The sequence below is a fragment of the Rhodopirellula sp. SH410 genome, from assembly GCF_055811895.1.
In genome coordinates, this window is the sequence record NZ_CM147949.1 from 3,809,598 (window position 1) to 3,826,208 (window position 16,611).

Annotated in this window: 12 protein-coding genes; 6 read left to right on the top strand and 6 right to left on the bottom strand. The window is 56.4% G+C overall.

Translation table 11 applies throughout. The annotated features are described in order from the left end of the window. Nucleotide 1: 1 nt before the first annotated feature. Both SH410x_RS13965 and SH410x_RS13970 read right to left on the bottom strand, forming a co-directional pair. Nucleotides 2–334, bottom strand: a complete 333-nt coding sequence (locus SH410x_RS13965; protein ID WP_473677078.1) for a VOC family protein — start codon at nucleotides 332–334, stop codon at nucleotides 2–4. Between the two features lie 47 nt (nucleotides 335–381). Further along, nucleotides 382–1,374 (bottom strand): NAD-dependent epimerase/dehydratase family protein, encoded by a 993-nt coding sequence (locus tag SH410x_RS13970; protein ID WP_473677079.1) that lies wholly within the window; start codon nucleotides 1,372–1,374, stop codon nucleotides 382–384. 344 nt (nucleotides 1,375–1,718) lie between these two features. On the opposite strand from SH410x_RS13970, the gene SH410x_RS13975 reads away from it, so the two are divergent. Beyond that, nucleotides 1,719–2,903, top strand: coding sequence for a XylR family transcriptional regulator (locus SH410x_RS13975; RefSeq protein ID WP_473677080.1), 1,185 nt, complete (start codon nucleotides 1,719–1,721; stop codon nucleotides 2,901–2,903). After that, entirely contained in the window at nucleotides 2,900–3,550 is a 651-nt protein-coding gene (locus SH410x_RS13980; protein ID WP_473677081.1) for a carbohydrate-binding family 9-like protein, read from the top strand. The genes SH410x_RS13975 and SH410x_RS13980 overlap by 4 nt, the downstream gene beginning before the upstream one ends. 117 nt (nucleotides 3,551–3,667) lie before the next feature. Here the strand turns inward: SH410x_RS13980 and SH410x_RS13985 are convergent, their stop codons facing one another. Then, nucleotides 3,668–4,477, bottom strand: coding sequence for a hypothetical protein (locus SH410x_RS13985; RefSeq protein WP_473677082.1), 810 nt, complete (start codon nucleotides 4,475–4,477; stop codon nucleotides 3,668–3,670). 327 nt (nucleotides 4,478–4,804) lie between these two features. Continuing rightward, complete coding sequence (locus tag SH410x_RS13990; protein ID WP_473677083.1) at nucleotides 4,805–6,094, bottom strand: 3-keto-disaccharide hydrolase; 1,290 nt, start codon at nucleotides 6,092–6,094, stop codon at nucleotides 4,805–4,807. Between the two features lie 348 nt (nucleotides 6,095–6,442). Between SH410x_RS13990 and SH410x_RS13995 the strand changes: the two genes are divergently transcribed. The 3 genes from SH410x_RS13995 (at nucleotide 6,443) to SH410x_RS14005 (ending at nucleotide 11,338) form a co-directional block, all read left to right on the top strand. Further along, a complete protein-coding gene (locus SH410x_RS13995; protein ID WP_473677084.1) occupies nucleotides 6,443–8,605 on the top strand; it encodes an alpha/beta hydrolase family protein in 2,163 nt (720 codons plus the stop codon). A 222-nt stretch (nucleotides 8,606–8,827) separates the two neighbouring features. Then, entirely contained in the window at nucleotides 8,828–9,754 is a 927-nt protein-coding gene (locus SH410x_RS14000) for a metallophosphoesterase (protein WP_473677085.1), read from the top strand. A gap of 45 nt (nucleotides 9,755–9,799) precedes the next feature. After that, on the top strand, nucleotides 9,800–11,338 hold the full coding sequence (locus SH410x_RS14005; RefSeq protein WP_473677086.1) for a Gfo/Idh/MocA family protein: 1,539 nt from the start codon (nucleotides 9,800–9,802) through the stop codon (nucleotides 11,336–11,338). Here SH410x_RS14005 and SH410x_RS14010 read toward each other — a convergent pair. Together SH410x_RS14010 and SH410x_RS14015 are read right to left on the bottom strand one after the other, a co-directional pair. Then, nucleotides 11,319–12,620, bottom strand: coding sequence for a DUF1552 domain-containing protein (locus tag SH410x_RS14010; protein ID WP_473677087.1), 1,302 nt, complete (start codon nucleotides 12,618–12,620; stop codon nucleotides 11,319–11,321). The two genes, SH410x_RS14005 and SH410x_RS14010, sit on opposite strands and share 20 nt — an antisense overlap. Next, complete coding sequence (locus SH410x_RS14015) at nucleotides 12,617–15,229, bottom strand: DUF1592 domain-containing protein (protein WP_473677088.1); 2,613 nt, start codon at nucleotides 15,227–15,229, stop codon at nucleotides 12,617–12,619. The genes SH410x_RS14010 and SH410x_RS14015 overlap by 4 nt, the downstream gene beginning before the upstream one ends. A gap of 293 nt (nucleotides 15,230–15,522) precedes the next feature. Here SH410x_RS14015 and SH410x_RS14020 point away from each other — a divergent pair, with 293 nt between their 5' ends. Further along, complete coding sequence (locus tag SH410x_RS14020) at nucleotides 15,523–16,521, top strand: metallophosphoesterase family protein (RefSeq protein ID WP_473677089.1); 999 nt, start codon at nucleotides 15,523–15,525, stop codon at nucleotides 16,519–16,521. Nucleotides 16,522–16,611 lie beyond the last annotated feature (90 nt).

The window sequence follows — 16,611 nt, forward strand, 5'->3', positions numbered from 1 at the left end:
GTTACTCCTGCGGCTTCATTTCCATGAATTCGACGACGGCGCCGTCGTGACTTTGATAGAAGCCGACCGTGGCGATTCCGGCATCAAAAGGTGCCAATAACTCTTTCATTCCTGCGGCGGCTTCGCGGATACTGTCCACCTCATAGGCCACATGAGACATCTCGCGGACCGGTCCCTGAACCGGGCTGTCAGGTTCGAATCGCAGCCACTCCACATGGATAGGATGATTTTGAAAATCAGTGACCCAGACCCGAGTGGCGGGCACGAAAACCTCACCCGGTTTCTTCTCTGTCGTGACGATTCCGATATGGGAGAAGACTAGTTTGCTGCTCATAATAGGTTCTCTTACTGTCGTATGGGGAACATGGCGTGCGTCAGGTACTACCCGGGATACAGGCATGTGGAACGCGTTTTTCCGTCGGCTCGAAACTGCAGCGCGTCATCGACGATGCGGAAGATGTCATACTCGGGTTTGAATCCAAGCACGGATCGAGACTTGCTCATATCAATGCAGAAATCGTTGAACTCACCCACTTCGAATTTCACGACCGGAAGATTCAACTTCTCCGCGACGTAATCCGCCAAGACGTCGTATGCGAAGGGGGCGGGACCGGACACATTGAAGGTTTCTCCAATCGCCGTCGGATTTCCGATCGATAGGAGAATGGATTGCACCACGTCATGGATGCCGACGATATGTCGCTTGCCGGCGCTACCATCTGGATGAACCAAACAGGCGACGGCATCCGTTCCATTTTCGAAGCATGCTTTCTGTTGAGCAGTCACGGCCCAATCCTTCCAGACTGGCACGCCAAGATTGGGTTCTTGAAGTGTCACGTGAGCGAGAATGTCATCCTCGTCGTGCACCCAGGAGAACCGCAAGATGGTGATGGGCGTCTGGTACATGATTTGGTACTGCTCACACATCACCTCTTCGAGCACCTTGGACAAGGGATAGTAGCCGGGGTAGCCTGCATGACGCTGATTCTCGGCGATCGGAATCGGTTGGGGATAGTAGTAGATTCCCGCACGCGCATCGGAGCCCGCCTGGATGAACTGTTTGACGTGACCGGCCTCTTTGATCGCGTCAAGCAAGTAGAAAGTGCCTTTGACGTTGACGTCCAGAAACAGATCTTTGTGTTCCTTGACATTGGCCATGTGAATGACCACGTCCATGTCTTCGATCAATCGCTTGGCGAGCGATGGGTCTCGTAAATCACCCGTGATGACTTCGACGTTTTCCGCCGGTTCCACCTTCAGCCCGTCGCTGTACTCTAGCGCCCGAACGGAGTAGCCCGCTTTGACAAGCTCGGGCAGCGCAGCCTGGCCGATCTTCCCTCCCGCGCCGGTTAACAGAACGTTTCGCACTTTCATGACGGAATCTCCCCTGGAGATAGCTGAAGGAATGCTTCAGGCCGCAGCGTGGGCCTGGCTCGAATTTCAAATTTGCCCGCCAGAATTCACGAGCGGGGTTCCAGTTCGAGGTTGATTCTAGAGCACCGCAGACCACCAGCAATGATGAAGTCCGTCAAACCATTTATGATTTTGCGTCACAGTTCAACCTTCGCACAACGTCCTCCTGATGCAGCTGAACCGCACTATGAGTACAATATCGCGGTCCATGCGAGGCCGGATCCGGATCACCGCAGTGACACGTTACGAATACTCGGCATCTTAAACGCCTGCGCCCCATCCCCTTTGCTGATCGAGACACTGCATTGCACCGACGCCGGAAAATCGCGTTGTTGGTCGAGTGGTCCCGTGCATATGGGCGGGGCGTGCTGCGTGGGATCGCAGCCTATGCCAAGGCTCACGGGACTTGGAAGATTTACCAAACCGAGCGAAGCTTGTGTGATGTCGCGCCCGGTTGGCTGCGGGATTGGGACGGTGACGGGATGATTGCTCGCATCGAGAACGATGAGCTGCTCGAGCAGATTGTGCAAATGAACTTGCCCACCGTGGATCTGTTTGAACGCGGGCAGGCTGGCGGTTTTCCCAGTGTGATTACGGACAACCGTGAGATTGCTTACTTGGCTGCCGAGCATCTGATCGAGCGTGGACTGCAGCACTTCGCCTATTGTGGGCTCCCCGGCATCTACTCGTCTGAAACACGATCCGAGTATTTCGTTGAGTGCTTGAATCGCAAGGGCTTTGAGGTACATGTCTACGAAAGCCACGGTCAATCCAACACCGTATCAATCGCCACAGCTGAAGATTCCGAACTGCGATCCGAAGAGACGATCGCGGCCTGGGTCGATTCCTTGCCCAAGCCTGTCGGGGTGATGGCCTGTAACGACGTTCGCGCCCACCAAATTCTGATGGCCTGTGGCGATCGAGAGATCGCGGTTCCTGAGGAAGTCGCGGTCATCGGTGTGGACGACGAGGACTTGATCTGCGAGTTATGTCATCCGCCGCTCTCCAGCATCAAACAAGACCCGGAGCGAGTGGGATATGAGGCGGCCGCTCTGTTGGACCGACTGCTCGACGGCGAGACGCAGCCTGCCGAACCCATTTTGGTGAAACCGCTCGGTGTCGTCGCGCGACAATCGACGGACGTTGTCGCGGTCGGCGACGCAGACGTCGCTGCTGCTGTTCACTTCATCCGTCTGCATGCTTGCGATGGGATTCAAGTCAACGACATCATCGAACATGTGCAAATCTCTCGTAGCACGCTCGAACGCCGTTTCGCCAAGTTACTCGGCCGGTCTCCGAAATCCGAGATCTCCCGGGTCAAACTCGACCGCGTGAAGTATCTCCTGTCGATGACCGACTATCCACTGGCCAGGATCTCGCAACTGGCTGGATTCGCTTACGTGGAAGCCATGTGCTACTGTTTCAAACGGACGACTGGGCAGACGCCCGGTCAATACCGTAGCGATTGCGACAAAAGGATTCGCGAATGATCACGCCCAAAATCTACGAAGCCCGTCGAATTCCCAACGTCGAGAGCATGCCAGACGGTGGGTTAGCATGCTCCGCATGGGCACAAGCGAATCTTGAAACCGGGTTGAGTTTTCCCTGGGAACAATGCGATGCGCCGCGTACTGAGTTCCGTGCTGTTTACGATTCGCACTCGCTGTACTTTGCATTTCGTGTCGAAGATGACGACATCGTCTTAGCGGAAAATTTCCGCAGCAAGCAGGACGTCGTTTTTGAGGACCGTGTCGAGATGTTCTTTGCCGTGGACGAGGAGTTGGCGGACTACTTCTGTGTGGAGATCGATCCGCTGGGGCGAGTTCTGGACTATCGGGCTTCGCACTACCGCGAATTTGATTTCTCCTGGACGCTTCCCGGGCTGGAGGCTGCCGGTGGGCAAACCCCTGCGGGTTACGCGGTGCACGGGCTGATTCCCTGGACGTCGCTTCGGTCCCTCGGCTTCCCCGAACCCGATTGCGGCCGCATGATCCGGTTCGGCATCTACCGCGCCGAATTCCAGCACACCGCAGACGATCGGGTAAACGAACGCTGGATGAGCTGGGTCGATCCCCGGACGCCCGAGCCTGACTTCCACGTTCCCGAGTCATTCGGATACTTGAAGCTAGTGAGCTGAGCAGCGGCCGGGCGACTCGATACATTCCACCGAGTGCGGACACAAAAAAACGCTTGGCGGTTTTGCCAAGCGTTCTGTTTCACTTCCTAATGGATGTCCTGCGACAACGTCGCGGGACTAGGAGTCCTGATTTGTTTGGGCAGGTTCGCTCGCGGCAATCGCTTCGATTGCCGCTTTATACTTGGCGCGAGCAAGTGCTAAGCGAGCGGACAGTTCGCAAGGCGTTTCGACACCGTCAACGACGAAAACGGGACTAACGCCAGCCTTCTTTGCCATGGTTTTGGCAGCATTGGGGCAACTGCATGTTTCCTCGCCGACCTTGTAATTCATGACCACGAGCGAGACAGCTGAGTTGACTTTCTCAACGGTCTGCCCCGCTTCGACGGGGCACTGGCATGAACGCCCGGCGATCGTGGTGGTTCCCGAACGTTCGCATTTCGAAGCGGTCGTGAACTTCGACACCATCGCTTCGGTTTTGCTGACGAGCAATGTCATTGCGGCAGCTTGGGAATCGAATTTCTCATCACCAACGACATATTGAATGGGTTGTTCGGTGGTTTTAGCGAGCGTGTCGGCTGACTTGCTGCAGCAAGTTGCTTCGGTTCCGACGAGATACGTCATCTTAGGAAGTTTTGCCATCGCGGTTTCGACTGGGCATTCTTTCGATGAACAAGCCGATTTTGCCGCACAGCAGCCTTTCTTCGAGTCGCAGGTCTTCGTCGATTTGCAGCATTGCTTGGATTCACAGGTTTTCTTCGCTTCGCAAGTCTTCGCTTCGCAAGTCTTCGCTTCGCAAGTCTTCGCTTCGCAGGTCTTCGCTTCGCAGGTCTTCGTTTCGCAAGTCTTCTCAGCAGCGGTTGCGGAAACGGCAACCAGGGTCAGACAAAACAGGCTCAGATACATAATCGGGCGGATCAAACTCAACATCTTTAACACCTTGCAGGGACAGGACAGGGAACAATCACCAACTAATGATGTAACGAATTCGCATTGAGTAATGCTAGAGACATCACATCATTTCGAGACCAACGAGTGGCCCGAATGATGTAAAAGTCTAACCGATCGAAAAGTCCGCCGTTTCACTCGGTAGCGAATATTTTTCCGTCGCCATGGGCGGACCCGTCCCAGTGTGAATCGATCGAGGACATCCGCACATTCACGTACCGTTTTCAGACAAACGGTGGGCGAGCATCCCGCCCGCCCACCGTGGTTGTCCTCAGACACTTTCGCGTGAGTGCTTACCCTTCTCGCGATTTACTTCCGTTCGATGAGTGTCTTCATGTCCGCGGTGATGGGCATGACTTCAAAGTCCTTGAAGAACATTTCGCAGTCAGTACCACCGTGCATCTGCAGACCGAGTTTGCCTGTCTTTTCACACTCTTCGTCGACAATGTCAGACGTGCAGAACCCGTTGAGAATCTGGACCAAACGGTCGCCGAATGCGGCGGTGCAGGTTGTGTTCCATTGGTCGTCCTTGTTACGGACCATTTCGATGAACTCGTCGTTGGCGGTGAGCCAGCCACGACCTGGGATCGTCTTGCCGTCGATAATGCCAGCGGTGTGCCAGAGGGCAGAGTCCTTGCCGTTGTTGGCGATTTCGTTTTGGAAGCCACGGAGTACCCAAGGGGCACTCGTTTCTTCGGCTCGGAAGTACAGGGCGCTGTTGCCACCGTGCATGCGATACGTCACGCGAGCAATAAAGTTGTCATAGTTCTTGTTCGAGATGACCAGACCGTCCTTGCCTTGGCTCTTGGAGTGGACCCCGTTCAGGACGCCTGTTTCGGTGAACGACCATTCTTCGGGGAGCACGAACTTGGCATCAGCGAGTTCGTATTTGCCGTCGTCACCTTGGACGAAGAACGATTCCCACTTGCTCTCACCTAGATCCTTGACGCGGATGTTCTTCCAAGCAACGGAACCTGATTTTCCGGCGTGGATTTGCAGCCCGAAAAATCCCTTCATCGACTCGCTATCGAACATGTCGACGACCAGTTTGCCATTCAGCCAAGTCTTGATCGAGGGTCCGACGCATTGAATTTCGACATCGTTCCACTCGCCGACGTGGCAGCTTGCTTGGGCAGCCTCGAGGCGATCCTCTGGCGTGTAAGCGTCGAGCCAAACGATGCCGTGCTTGTGGCCGCGACGGCCTTCGTCATAGATACGGCCAGTCGCATCGCCACCGGGGCGAATCTCGTACTGATAGCCGTAGACTCGCTCCCCATCGCCCTGTGGACGTGCTGCTGAGCGGAACTGAATTCCTGAATTCCCGGCTTCGAGGAATTTGTACTGCAGCTTCAAAACGAAGTTTCCGTATTCCTGTTCCGGACATAGGAACGTGTTCCCGGGGGTGTTGGGAACGCATTTCCCGACGATCGAGCCATCCTCGACTTCGTACTCGGCCGAGCCACCGCGTTTGATCCAACCGGATAGGTCAACGCCATTGAACAGCGAGGTGAACCCCTCTTCGACGTCGGCCGCCGACGCGGTCGGCCCGAAGGGCGCCAAAAGCCCGATCGTCATCACGGCTACAAAAATCTTTCTCATCGTTGTCTCTCAGGGAAGTGGTAATGATGGCTGGGGATGTTGTTACCCAGCCCTCCCAAATTTTCGGGGCGCCGAGGAGGGGTGTCAAGCGTCGGTCGCCAACATTGCTGTCCGGCCAGTCCCCCGTTTGCTCGTTGCGACCGAGCCCACCGGGAACAATCGCGGGGCTCCGCGATCGATGATTGTGAACGCAGAGCGTTCGGCCGCATGCGTTCGGTGTGTTCCATATCACCCTTCGTTTTCGCCTTAAAATGCCGCTTGACTGGAGAGCCAAGACGAACGCGCTCCCTGCGAATCTGATAGATTGCCATTCAATGCCATTCCATCGGCCGCCTGAGAGTTTCCACCATGTTCAACACCATCTGTCTGCTCCTTTCGCTATCCGCAGTGGGGGCCCAATCCACTGAAAATTTAACTGTCCTGGGCGGTGGGAGTTCCACCGCTCCACAATGGATCGATTGGAGTGACCCCGGCTTGATGCTCGTGCATCATCTGAACGACTTGACGCGTGCCTGCCTCGCGTCACGCGAAGAGGCAGTCGGCGAATTGAACAGCGTTGACGCTTGGAAGGAGCGGCAGACAGAGGTCCGAGAGACTCTCGATCAGATTCTTGGCCCCTGGCCCGCTCGATCACCGCTCAATGCCCGCGTTACCGGAAGTCTTCGGAAGGACGGCTATCGGGTGGAGAAGATTGTCTTTGAATCGATGCCCCATTTTTATGTAACGGGGGCTCTCTTTATTCCCGAGGGGCACACCGGTCGTGGGCCCGCGATACTGGATGTCATCGGTCACTCCACACAAGCATTCCGGCGGGACATCTACCAAAACGTGATTCTCAATCTGGTTCACAAAGGGTTCGTGGTGTTCACCATCGACCCACTTGGGCAAGGCGAGCGGTTGCAATACTTCGATTCCGAGAAGGGGAAGTCGCTCGTGGGCTCTTCCACTCAGGAACACTCACATGCCGGGGTCCAATGCTTCCTGACCGGACGATCGCTTGCCCGCTATTTTACCTGGGACGGGATTCGAGCGATTGATTACTTGTTGACCCGCCCCGAGGTCGATCCCAATCGCATCGGCGTGACGGGGCTGTCGGGAGGGGGCACGCAAACGAGCTACATCGCTGCCATCGATCAGCGAGTCGTCGCAGCAGCACCCACCGGGTTCGTGACCAGCATCAGTCGACTGTTAGGTTCCATCGGTCCCCAGGATGCGGAGCAGGTCTTCTATCACGGTCCACTGCGCGGCATTGATCATGCGGATTTACTCGAAGTGCGAGCGCCCCAAGCGACACTTCAAGTGACCACCACGCGGGACTTCTTCAGTATCCAGGGCGCCCGTGAAACGGCGGCAGAAGTGCAGCAAGCTTTTGACATCCTCGGCCACCCTGAGCATTTCGATCAAGTGGAAGACGATTACGGGCACGGCTTCACGAAGAAAAACAACGAAGCCACCTATGCCTTCTTTCAACGGTTCCTGGAGCAACCTGGCAGCGCCCAGGAAGATGCCTACCCGTTTTTAACAGAACAAGAATTGACCGTTACCAAGACGGGGCAGATTTCGACCTCGCTGCAGAGTGAGACCGTTTTCAGCATCAACCGAGAAGAGGCGAAACCGCTGCTGAAGAAGCTAGCCGATGGACGCCAGGATTTACCGCAGCATCTTCCCCGTGCCGTGATCGCGGCGAAGCAGCTGTCTGGCTATCGCAAACCCGAACCGGGAAAGAGTCCCGTGTTTCAGGGGCAGTACCAGCGTGATGGCTACCGTGTCGAAAAGTGGGGTCTTCCCGGAGAGGGCCAAACCATCATTCCCACCTTGGTTTTTGTTCCGGATGAATCCACCGCTCAGACCAGCGCCCGCCCCGCCATCATCTATGCCCACGACAAGGGGAAAACCACCGACGCGGCGGTCGGCGGACCGATCGAGGCGTTAGTACGAAGCGGCTTCGTCGTTGCCGCGCCAGACCTACTGGGATATGGCGAAACCGCGTACAAGTTCAAGCAGGGACACGCCCCAGTGCAACCTTTTTTCAATGCCTTGATGTCCGGGCGGAGCGTGGCGGGTATCAATGCGGGAGACGCAGTCCGAGTGCTGAAGTTTCTACAGGAACGAGACGATGTCAAACCCGACGAGATCGGAGCGGTGGCATTCGGAGATGTCGCTCCCGCGATGTTGCACGCGGCAGCGTTTGAGCAACAGATTCGTTGGTTGGTGCTTGTTGAATCGATGCTGGACTATGAGAGCATTGTCATGCACGCCCATTACGATGTGAACGCCAACTCGCTGGTCGCCGGTGCGTTAACGGCTTACGACCTACCTGATTTGTTGGCGAGTATCGCACCGCGCCGTGTCGCTTATTTGCAACCGCGCACCCACTTAACCACCGCTGCCACAGCCGACCAACTCTCTTCATCTCTCGGATTTGCCCAGCGCCACGCACAGGATCAATTGCGTGTCGAAATGAACGAAGCCGACATCCAAGACGTCGTCCAATGGTGTGTCACGCATTGAATTTGCAAATCAAGCTCGATGGCTCGCGTCCCCGATCGTCAATTCGGCACACCCACCCATCGGGGTGCGACCTTCCATGGCTAGCGACTATGATAAAATGAGTTGATCGAACCGGTTTACGTCCAGTGAATCGACGTTCGGTAGCATTCGCTTGATTTCCCGCCTGCGGCCGTCCAACATGCTGGTCGCAATATTTGCCCGCCCAATCCGGAGAGTTTCCCCATGCCGATCCATCTCAATCCCGCCTCACGCCGTGATTTTTTAAAGGTCAGTGCCGCACTTGGTGGCGCGGCAACCATCTTGGCCGCCGGCCCAGCATTTTCGGCCACCGCGGACCAGCCCACACGTATCGCTCTACTTTCAGACCCACATATTCCCGCCTCGTCTAGCACCGAAGCGCGCGGTGTGAACATGACGGATAATTTGCGGAGCGTGATCGATGACATTTGCAAATTGCAAACGCCGCCGTCGCATTTGATGATCAATGGCGATTGTGCGTATCTGAAGGGATTGCCCGCCGACTATGCCAATTTTGCCGCATGCGTGGCACCGCTGGATGATACGCAGATCTCGCTGCACGTGACGATGGGCAACCACGATGATCGCCAACCGTTGTATGGCGCGCTGTCGAGCCAACGTCCGGCAGACAATCCGGCCGTGATGTCGAAGCATCTCAGTGTGATTGAGACGCCCCATGCGAACTTCTTTCTGCTCGATTCACTTTTGCGTGTCGGCTTGGTCACAGGCGAACTGGGCACGGATCAAATTCAGTGGCTCGCCCACGAGTTGGACGCGCGTCCAGACAAGCCTGCCATTGTGATGACTCATCACAATCCACAATTTGTCGCTCCGCCAGAAGGCAAACCTTGGACCGGCATCTCCGACACGAAAGAGCTTTTCGAAGTGCTCGACGCGAGCAAGCAGGTGCGTGCATTTCTATATGGTCATTCACACAACTGGGCGCACAGTCGTCGCGGCCACTTTCATCTGGTCAACCTGCCGCCGGTCGCTTATGTGTTCAGTCCCAGTCGTCCCAACGGTTGGGTTTGGGCGGAACTGAACGAGGATTCCATGTCGCTCGTACTCAACACGTTCGACCCCAAACACCCGCAATCCGGCGAACGACTCGATGTGCTCTTAAAAAGCTGAGCCGACCAGTAGCGTTTCAAACGCTGGCGTGTTCGATCGCTCAACGTGAATACCGTTTCTACGCCGCCCCCCAATTCCCATCATGAGTTTCTAGACACGATGCCCCATCTTTCTCGACGACGTTTCCTCAGCGATACCGCCATCGCCACGGCGGTACTGGCCGCGGGCTCCCAATGCGTTTCAACCGTATCGAACGCCAGCGCAGCGAACACTCCGACATCGGCAAATGACAAGCTTAACTTGATGCTGTGTGGCGTCGGCGGTCGAGGCCGGTTCCTGTCCCAGTTGCTTGCTCACAATCCTGAATGTCACGTTAAGTACGTCTGCGATGTGGACGAAGCGATCGGGCAAATGCGGCTGGATGAATTTGAAAAGACGTTCCACTATCGCCCCCAGTTCATCCGCGACATGCGTCAGGGGCTCGATGACAAGGGCATCGACGCCGCGGTGATCGCCACCCCTAATCACTGGCATGCATTGGCGGGGATTTGGACGATGCAAGCGGGGAAGGACGTTTATGTCGAGAAACCAGTGTCACATAATATTTCCGAAGGGCAGCGACTGATCGAGGCAGTCCAAAAGTACAAGAGGATTTGTCAAACGGGCACGCACAGTCGATCACTGCCAGGGACGATCGAGGCGGTTGAGTATGTGCAAAGCGGAGCGATCGGCGAAGTCAAGCTAGCTCGAGCACTTTGCTACAAAAGGCGGGGCCCGATCGGCAAGAAGGGAGTTTACGAACCTCCGAAATCGCTCGACTATGACACCTGGGTTGGTCCCGCCGAAATGCAACCCCTCACGCGCCCCAGAGTCCACTACGATTGGCACTTTCAATATCACTGGGGTAGCGGTGACATCAACAACCAGGGCGTCCATGAAATGGATATCGCACGCTGGGCGATGGGGATCGACTCGCTTTGCGACAGTGCGGTCAGTTACGGAGGCCGATTGGGCTATGACGATGCTGGCGACACCTCCAACACCCAAGTTTCCATCTGCAAGTTGGGGGACAAAACGATTGTCCACGAAGTGCGTGGGCTGCCAAGTGATCTCCTCGAGAAGGCGGGGATTGGGAATATCTTCTACGGGAGCGATGGCATGGTTGTGATGACCGGTTGGGCTACTGGCTTCGCATTGGACGTTGATGGAAAGGTGGTGAGAACGTTCAACAAAGGGGCCAAGGGAGCTCAACTGGGTAGCGAACACATCCAGAATTTTGTCGACGCCGTCAAAAGTCGTCATGCCGACGACCTCAATGCCAGTATTCGTGACGGGCATCTTTCAGCGGGTTTGTGCCATATCGCATCGATTTCATATCGGCTCGGCCAACAGGCGCCCGTTGATCAGGTGCAACAGGTTGTCGAGGAATTTGGTGGCGCTGACGATAATGTTGAAACGCTCCACCGCACCGTTGCCCATCTCAAGGGCAATGGCATCGATCTGGCGAGCACCCCGGTTCGGTTAGGCCCCGTGCTGAAGATGGACCCCCAGTCTGAAGTCTTCAGCAATAATCAGGCGGCGAACGCGATGCTGACTCGAAAGTACCGCAAGAACTTTGAGGTCCCTAAGCCGGGCGAAGTTTGATCTCGTTCAATGTGCCGGTACTCGATCCAAACGAATCGGTTTCGATCCCCATTTGCTGCAACATGGTGACGAACAGGTTACTCAGCGGCTGGTTCTGATCGCGTTGAAACGCGAGGTGTTGGCCGTGTTGGAAACCACCGCCAGCGAGCAGGATGGGGAGGTTGGTGTTGTCGTGAGTGTTAGCGTCTCCCATATTGCTGCCGAACAAGACCATCGTGCGATCGAGCAAACGGTCTTCACCTTCGCGGGTTTCGCCGAGCTGCTCAAACAACTTACGAAGTAACACCATCTGCTGACGGTCGGCGTCCTCGAGTTGCTTGATCTTCTCCTCAGACTGCCCGTGATGGCTCAGGTTGTGATAGCCGTCCGTCGTGTTTTGATCTGGATGGAGCTTGAATACGGGCGTCGCAAAGGCGTCGACCATCAGGGTGACAATGCGCGTGGAATCCGATTCGAGTGCTAGCCTCGCCATCGACAGGATCAGGTCGAACTTTTCGAAGAACTGTTTCTGATCATGGATGTCATCCGGAGCGGGGACCACGGTGGTCGGCTTGGGACGCAGTTCCCATTGACGGGTCGAATGCAGACGCTCTTCGATCTCGCGAACGGACGTCAGGTATTGATCGAGTCGTGCCTGATCATCGCCACCGAGACGACGGCGAAACTGCCGCGAGTCGTCGAGCAATGTGTCGAGGACGCTGCCACGCTGGTCGAGCTGATGCAGTCGTCGTTGGACCGCTGCGGGGTCGCCCTGAACAAACATTTTCCGGAACAATGCCGACGCGCTATCCTCCGCCGGAAGCAGCACGCCATCGCGAGTCCAAGCGAGGCTTCGATTCGCCTTGTCAATGTTCACTCCCAGATTTAATGTCGGAAACCGAGTCACTGGCCCAAGTTGCTTTGCCGCGAACTGGTCGAGTGAGATCGTATTGCGGAATCCGCTCTTGGTCGGACCACGCGCCGCTGTGAGAAAACAGTTCTCCGTACTGTGCCCACCATCGACATCGGGATGCGACAAACCGCTCACGACGGTGAAGTCGTCGCGGAAGTCACCGAGTTCGGCCAGATAAGGCGAGAGCTGGTAATCACTGCCCGTTCCGGCGGGAAAGAATGACTTTGGCAGCACGCCCAGATTGTTCGAGATCAGCAACATCCGTCGGGCGGGTGGCGATGCCCCCTCCCGTGCGGAAGCGGATCGGGAACAATCGAGAACCGGTAACGCAAGGGCAACCCCCGCACCGCGAAGGAATCGACGACGATTGACGAGATAGCGACGGCTCACGGGCAGACTTCCTTACCTAGAAAAATTCGACTCTGCACCAGTGCATGCAGAAGATCGCCAGCCCGGTAGCCAGCGCCGGCACAAGCATCGAGGATCGATTCGATCTCTGCTCGATCCGCGAAACGCACCGGAGTTCCCGTTGCATAGAGAGTGAATTGTTGCAGAAGATTGCGGGCGAGTTGTCGTTGATCCGAAATCAGAATGGCCTTCAGTTCACGGATATCGCGAAAGCTGCGACCATCTAGCAACTCGCCGCTGGCGTCGATGGGTTCACACAGGGTGTAAGCATAGTCGTGGCCGGCGCGATCGATACCGGTGATCCGTTGCCCTGCCTCGATTCCCCGATACCGGGTTCTCCAACGGCCCAGGATATCAAAGTTTTCCAAGGCCAGACCGACGGGATCAAACCTCGCATGACAACCCGCGCAGGATTCGGATTGAGTGTGCAGGTCCAGCAATTCGCGAATCGTTTTCGCGCCACGGATGTCTGGCTCGACCGCTGGTACGCTCGCCGGAGGCGGCGGTGGCTGCTGACCGAGTAGACGTTCCATGATCCATGCGCCTCGGATGACAGGCGATGTTGAGGTACCGTTAGCGGTAACCTTCAAAATCGCCGCCTGTGTCAACAATCCGCCGTATGGACTGCCCTCCGGCAAGTCGACTCGTCGTAGTCGCGAGCCCGACACGGGTGCCAGCCCGTAGTGCTCGGCGAGGCGATCATTCACATAGGCAACGTTCGCATCGACCAGCACACTCGACGGCAAGTTGTCGCGAATCATCGCTGTGAAGAACGTCCTCGTCTGACGCTCCATCGACTCGACGAGATAGTCATCGAAGCGATACTCGGGATGCAGCCGAATGTCCGGTTCATCGCGACGAATGTGACGTAGGTTGAGCCAGTAATTGGTGAAGTTTTGAACGAACCGGTCAAAGCCGTGGCTGGCAATGAGCCGGTCCGTTTGCGAGCGAAGTGTGGCCGCAACACGAAGCTGACCCGACTCGGCGAGTTCCATCAAGACATCGTCGGGACGCGTATTGGTCAGAAAGTGCGACAGTCGCGAGGCGATCGCGTACTGATCGACGTCCGCGGTCGTTGGATCAGACGGTTCGAGCAGATAGAGAAAATGGCTGGAGCATAGAAAAGCCTTATACCCGGTGAGCAATGACTCATCGAATGAGCTGCCCTGTTCGAGTCGCGTCAGGACGAGCTGTTCGAATCCTTGAAAGGTTCGCTCAGAAACGGGCTGGCGACTCGCGATCTTGATGAAACGCCGCAACAGTCGCTTGGCTTCAATCGCAAGATCCGTTTGACTGTGTTGGTCGCCTTGTTCGCCAGACGGGCCGCCAATCTCACGATGATCAAACAGGACGCGGTGCGATGCCGGAGGCCAAGTCGCCGGGGGCAGAGGCCCTTCGACGTCCAACCAACCAAACGCGACGCCGGGTTGTCCGCCTTCGGGAAAGGGCGGATAGCGATATGTGGGAGGTCCACCGTTAACGTTTCGGGCCAGCGGGACCGGCAGACCCAAAAGGCTGTATTCAAACGTCTCGGTTGGCAACAGTCGGATGATCGTCTCGTAAACTTGACGTTCCGGCTGAATGTCGATGATGCCACCGGTCGCGCGGACGTCTCCCGAGACGTCTGCCCCCGATGGCTTCCTGGCCCGGAATGTCATCGGAACTGGCCTGTTGGCGGGTCGCAGTTGGTAGCCCTGGGTCTGCAGCACAGCGCGGGCGGCGAACCGTACTCGGTACCGACCCGGCAGCTTGGCGACAAAGCCGCGGGGGTAACCAAAATAGGGCCAACTCGCCGACCGGAACAGTGCGAGCTCGAGCGCTGGGTTGTCCTTGAGATCGTTGAGTTCCTGCGTTCCGACGGCCCGGCTGTCCTTCGCAAAAAACATGGCTTCCCGTTCACCGAACGTGCTGGTCGAAGGAAACAACCGAGTGCCCGTTGCCCGGTACTTCGTGACCATCGGTGGCTTGGCATCGGTCGCCATCGCCTGTCGCAACGCCGCGTCGGCGGCTTCCAGATACGCCGTCAGTTGCACGCGAGACATATCCAGCGTGGCAGCTGTTTTGTTGAATCGATGTCCTTCACGATCCTCCGGCAGCATGTCACGGATATCCAGTTCGGGGAGTCGTAGCACATCGCGGAGATTCTGTTCGTACTCTTCACGGTTCAGGCGTCGCAGTGGCCCCCGTCCGTTCGCAGCGACATCCGCTCGATCTTCCGTTCCAAGAGTGTCGGAGAGTTGCTCGACCACTGTCTGACGCTCAGCGGCGATGAGGTCGTCGGCGTCGGGGGGCATTTCACCGGAATCCACTCGATCATGAACGTGGATCCAGCGGTCTCGAAGGACGCGGTCCTCCAGATTCCAATCCAGCGCCGTCAGATCAAGACCGCCTTCCGCCGAAGACTCATCATGACAGTGGAGACAGCTGTTCTCGATGATCTCGCTGAGTGGCGGCGGTATCTCGCCAGCACCAACAGCCGGCCCCAGCATGCCAAGAATCAACAACATACCGTACCACAGCATTCTCGCCTGATCCGCCACTCCGGCGCTTCGGGTTGGCAGCTTGCTCGAAAGAAGAAGGGGACAACTCATGCGATCCGTTTGGGTGATGTCTGTGCTCCCTCGCACGCAAGTAGTTCCACGATGACATGGCGGTATCCATCGGCCAAACACCGACGACGGGCGTTGATGTTGTCACTCAATTTACCAATTTCGCAAGCGAGCAGACTTGGCATACTCTAGCATAAATGATCCCACATCGTCGTGCACCAACTCAGTCCGCATCTGGTATGGTACAGACTGCCATTCAATCAAGCGTCGTGGGAGAGCAATCGCGGGGATCGCTATGCTTTTCCGATCCAGCCAATCATTCGAGAGTTCATTCGATGAAACGTCGTACATTTGTTCAAACCGCCGCGGCTGCCTCGGTTGCCGGATTCGCTTCCCCGAGCGCTGGTGCTCGACCGGCCGGCAAACGCAAAGCAACGCGCGAGAGAGCTTTCGCGATCGACAACAACAAAGTCACGTTTTTCACCGATGCTGTGACTCGTCCGGCCAATGTCATGATTGTTGCCGACACTCACCTGTTCAGGGACGACGAACGTGGCCAACCGTTCCAGGAATACAGTGGCCGAATGGCGAAGGCGTATAACTCGACGCGTCACGTCACCACAGGTAAGCCAACGAATCCAGAACAGTGTTTCGAAGCAGCTCTCGCCCGCACGAAAACGGGACACATTGACTTGATCGCACTTGTTGGAGACATCTTCAGTTTTCCTTCGGAGGCTGCGATCGATTGGGTTACGCAGCGACTTGCTGCGGTTCAAACGCCATGGTTGTATGTGGCGGGAAATCACGATTGGCACTACGAAGGCATGCAGGGAACACTCGAAGAACTGCGAGCCGAATGGATTGAACGCCGATTGAAACCGATGTATCAGGGCAAAAATCCGCTGATGACAGCCTACGATATCCAAGGCGTCCGCTTTCTGGCGATCGATAATTCAAATTACGAGATTCTACCTGAACAGCTGGATTTTTTCCGGGAACAGGTAAGTCTCGGCCTGCCTTTGGTTCTACTGATTCATATTCCATTGTCGGCACCGGGACGTTCCATGGGATTCGGCTGCGGTAATCCGGAATGGTCCGCCGCGACGGATCGCAATTTCAAAATTGAGCGTCGGCCCCGGTGGCCGGAATCCGGGCATACTCAGGCAACGCTCGACTTCCATCGCGAGGTCTTTGGCGCCGACAACCTGATGGGAGTTTTTACCGGTCATATTCATCGACAATCCGTGGATGTTCTCAATGGAATTCCTCAGTTTGTGACCAATGCAAATGCGGTTGGAGGGTTCATGGACATCCGCTTGGAACCGCTGGTCTGAGTCCATTTGCCAGCCCCTCACTCGAATCCTTTCAACTGAACTTTGAGATGCCTGTCGCACGTGCAGCCCATTCGTGACTCGGCCGGCCGC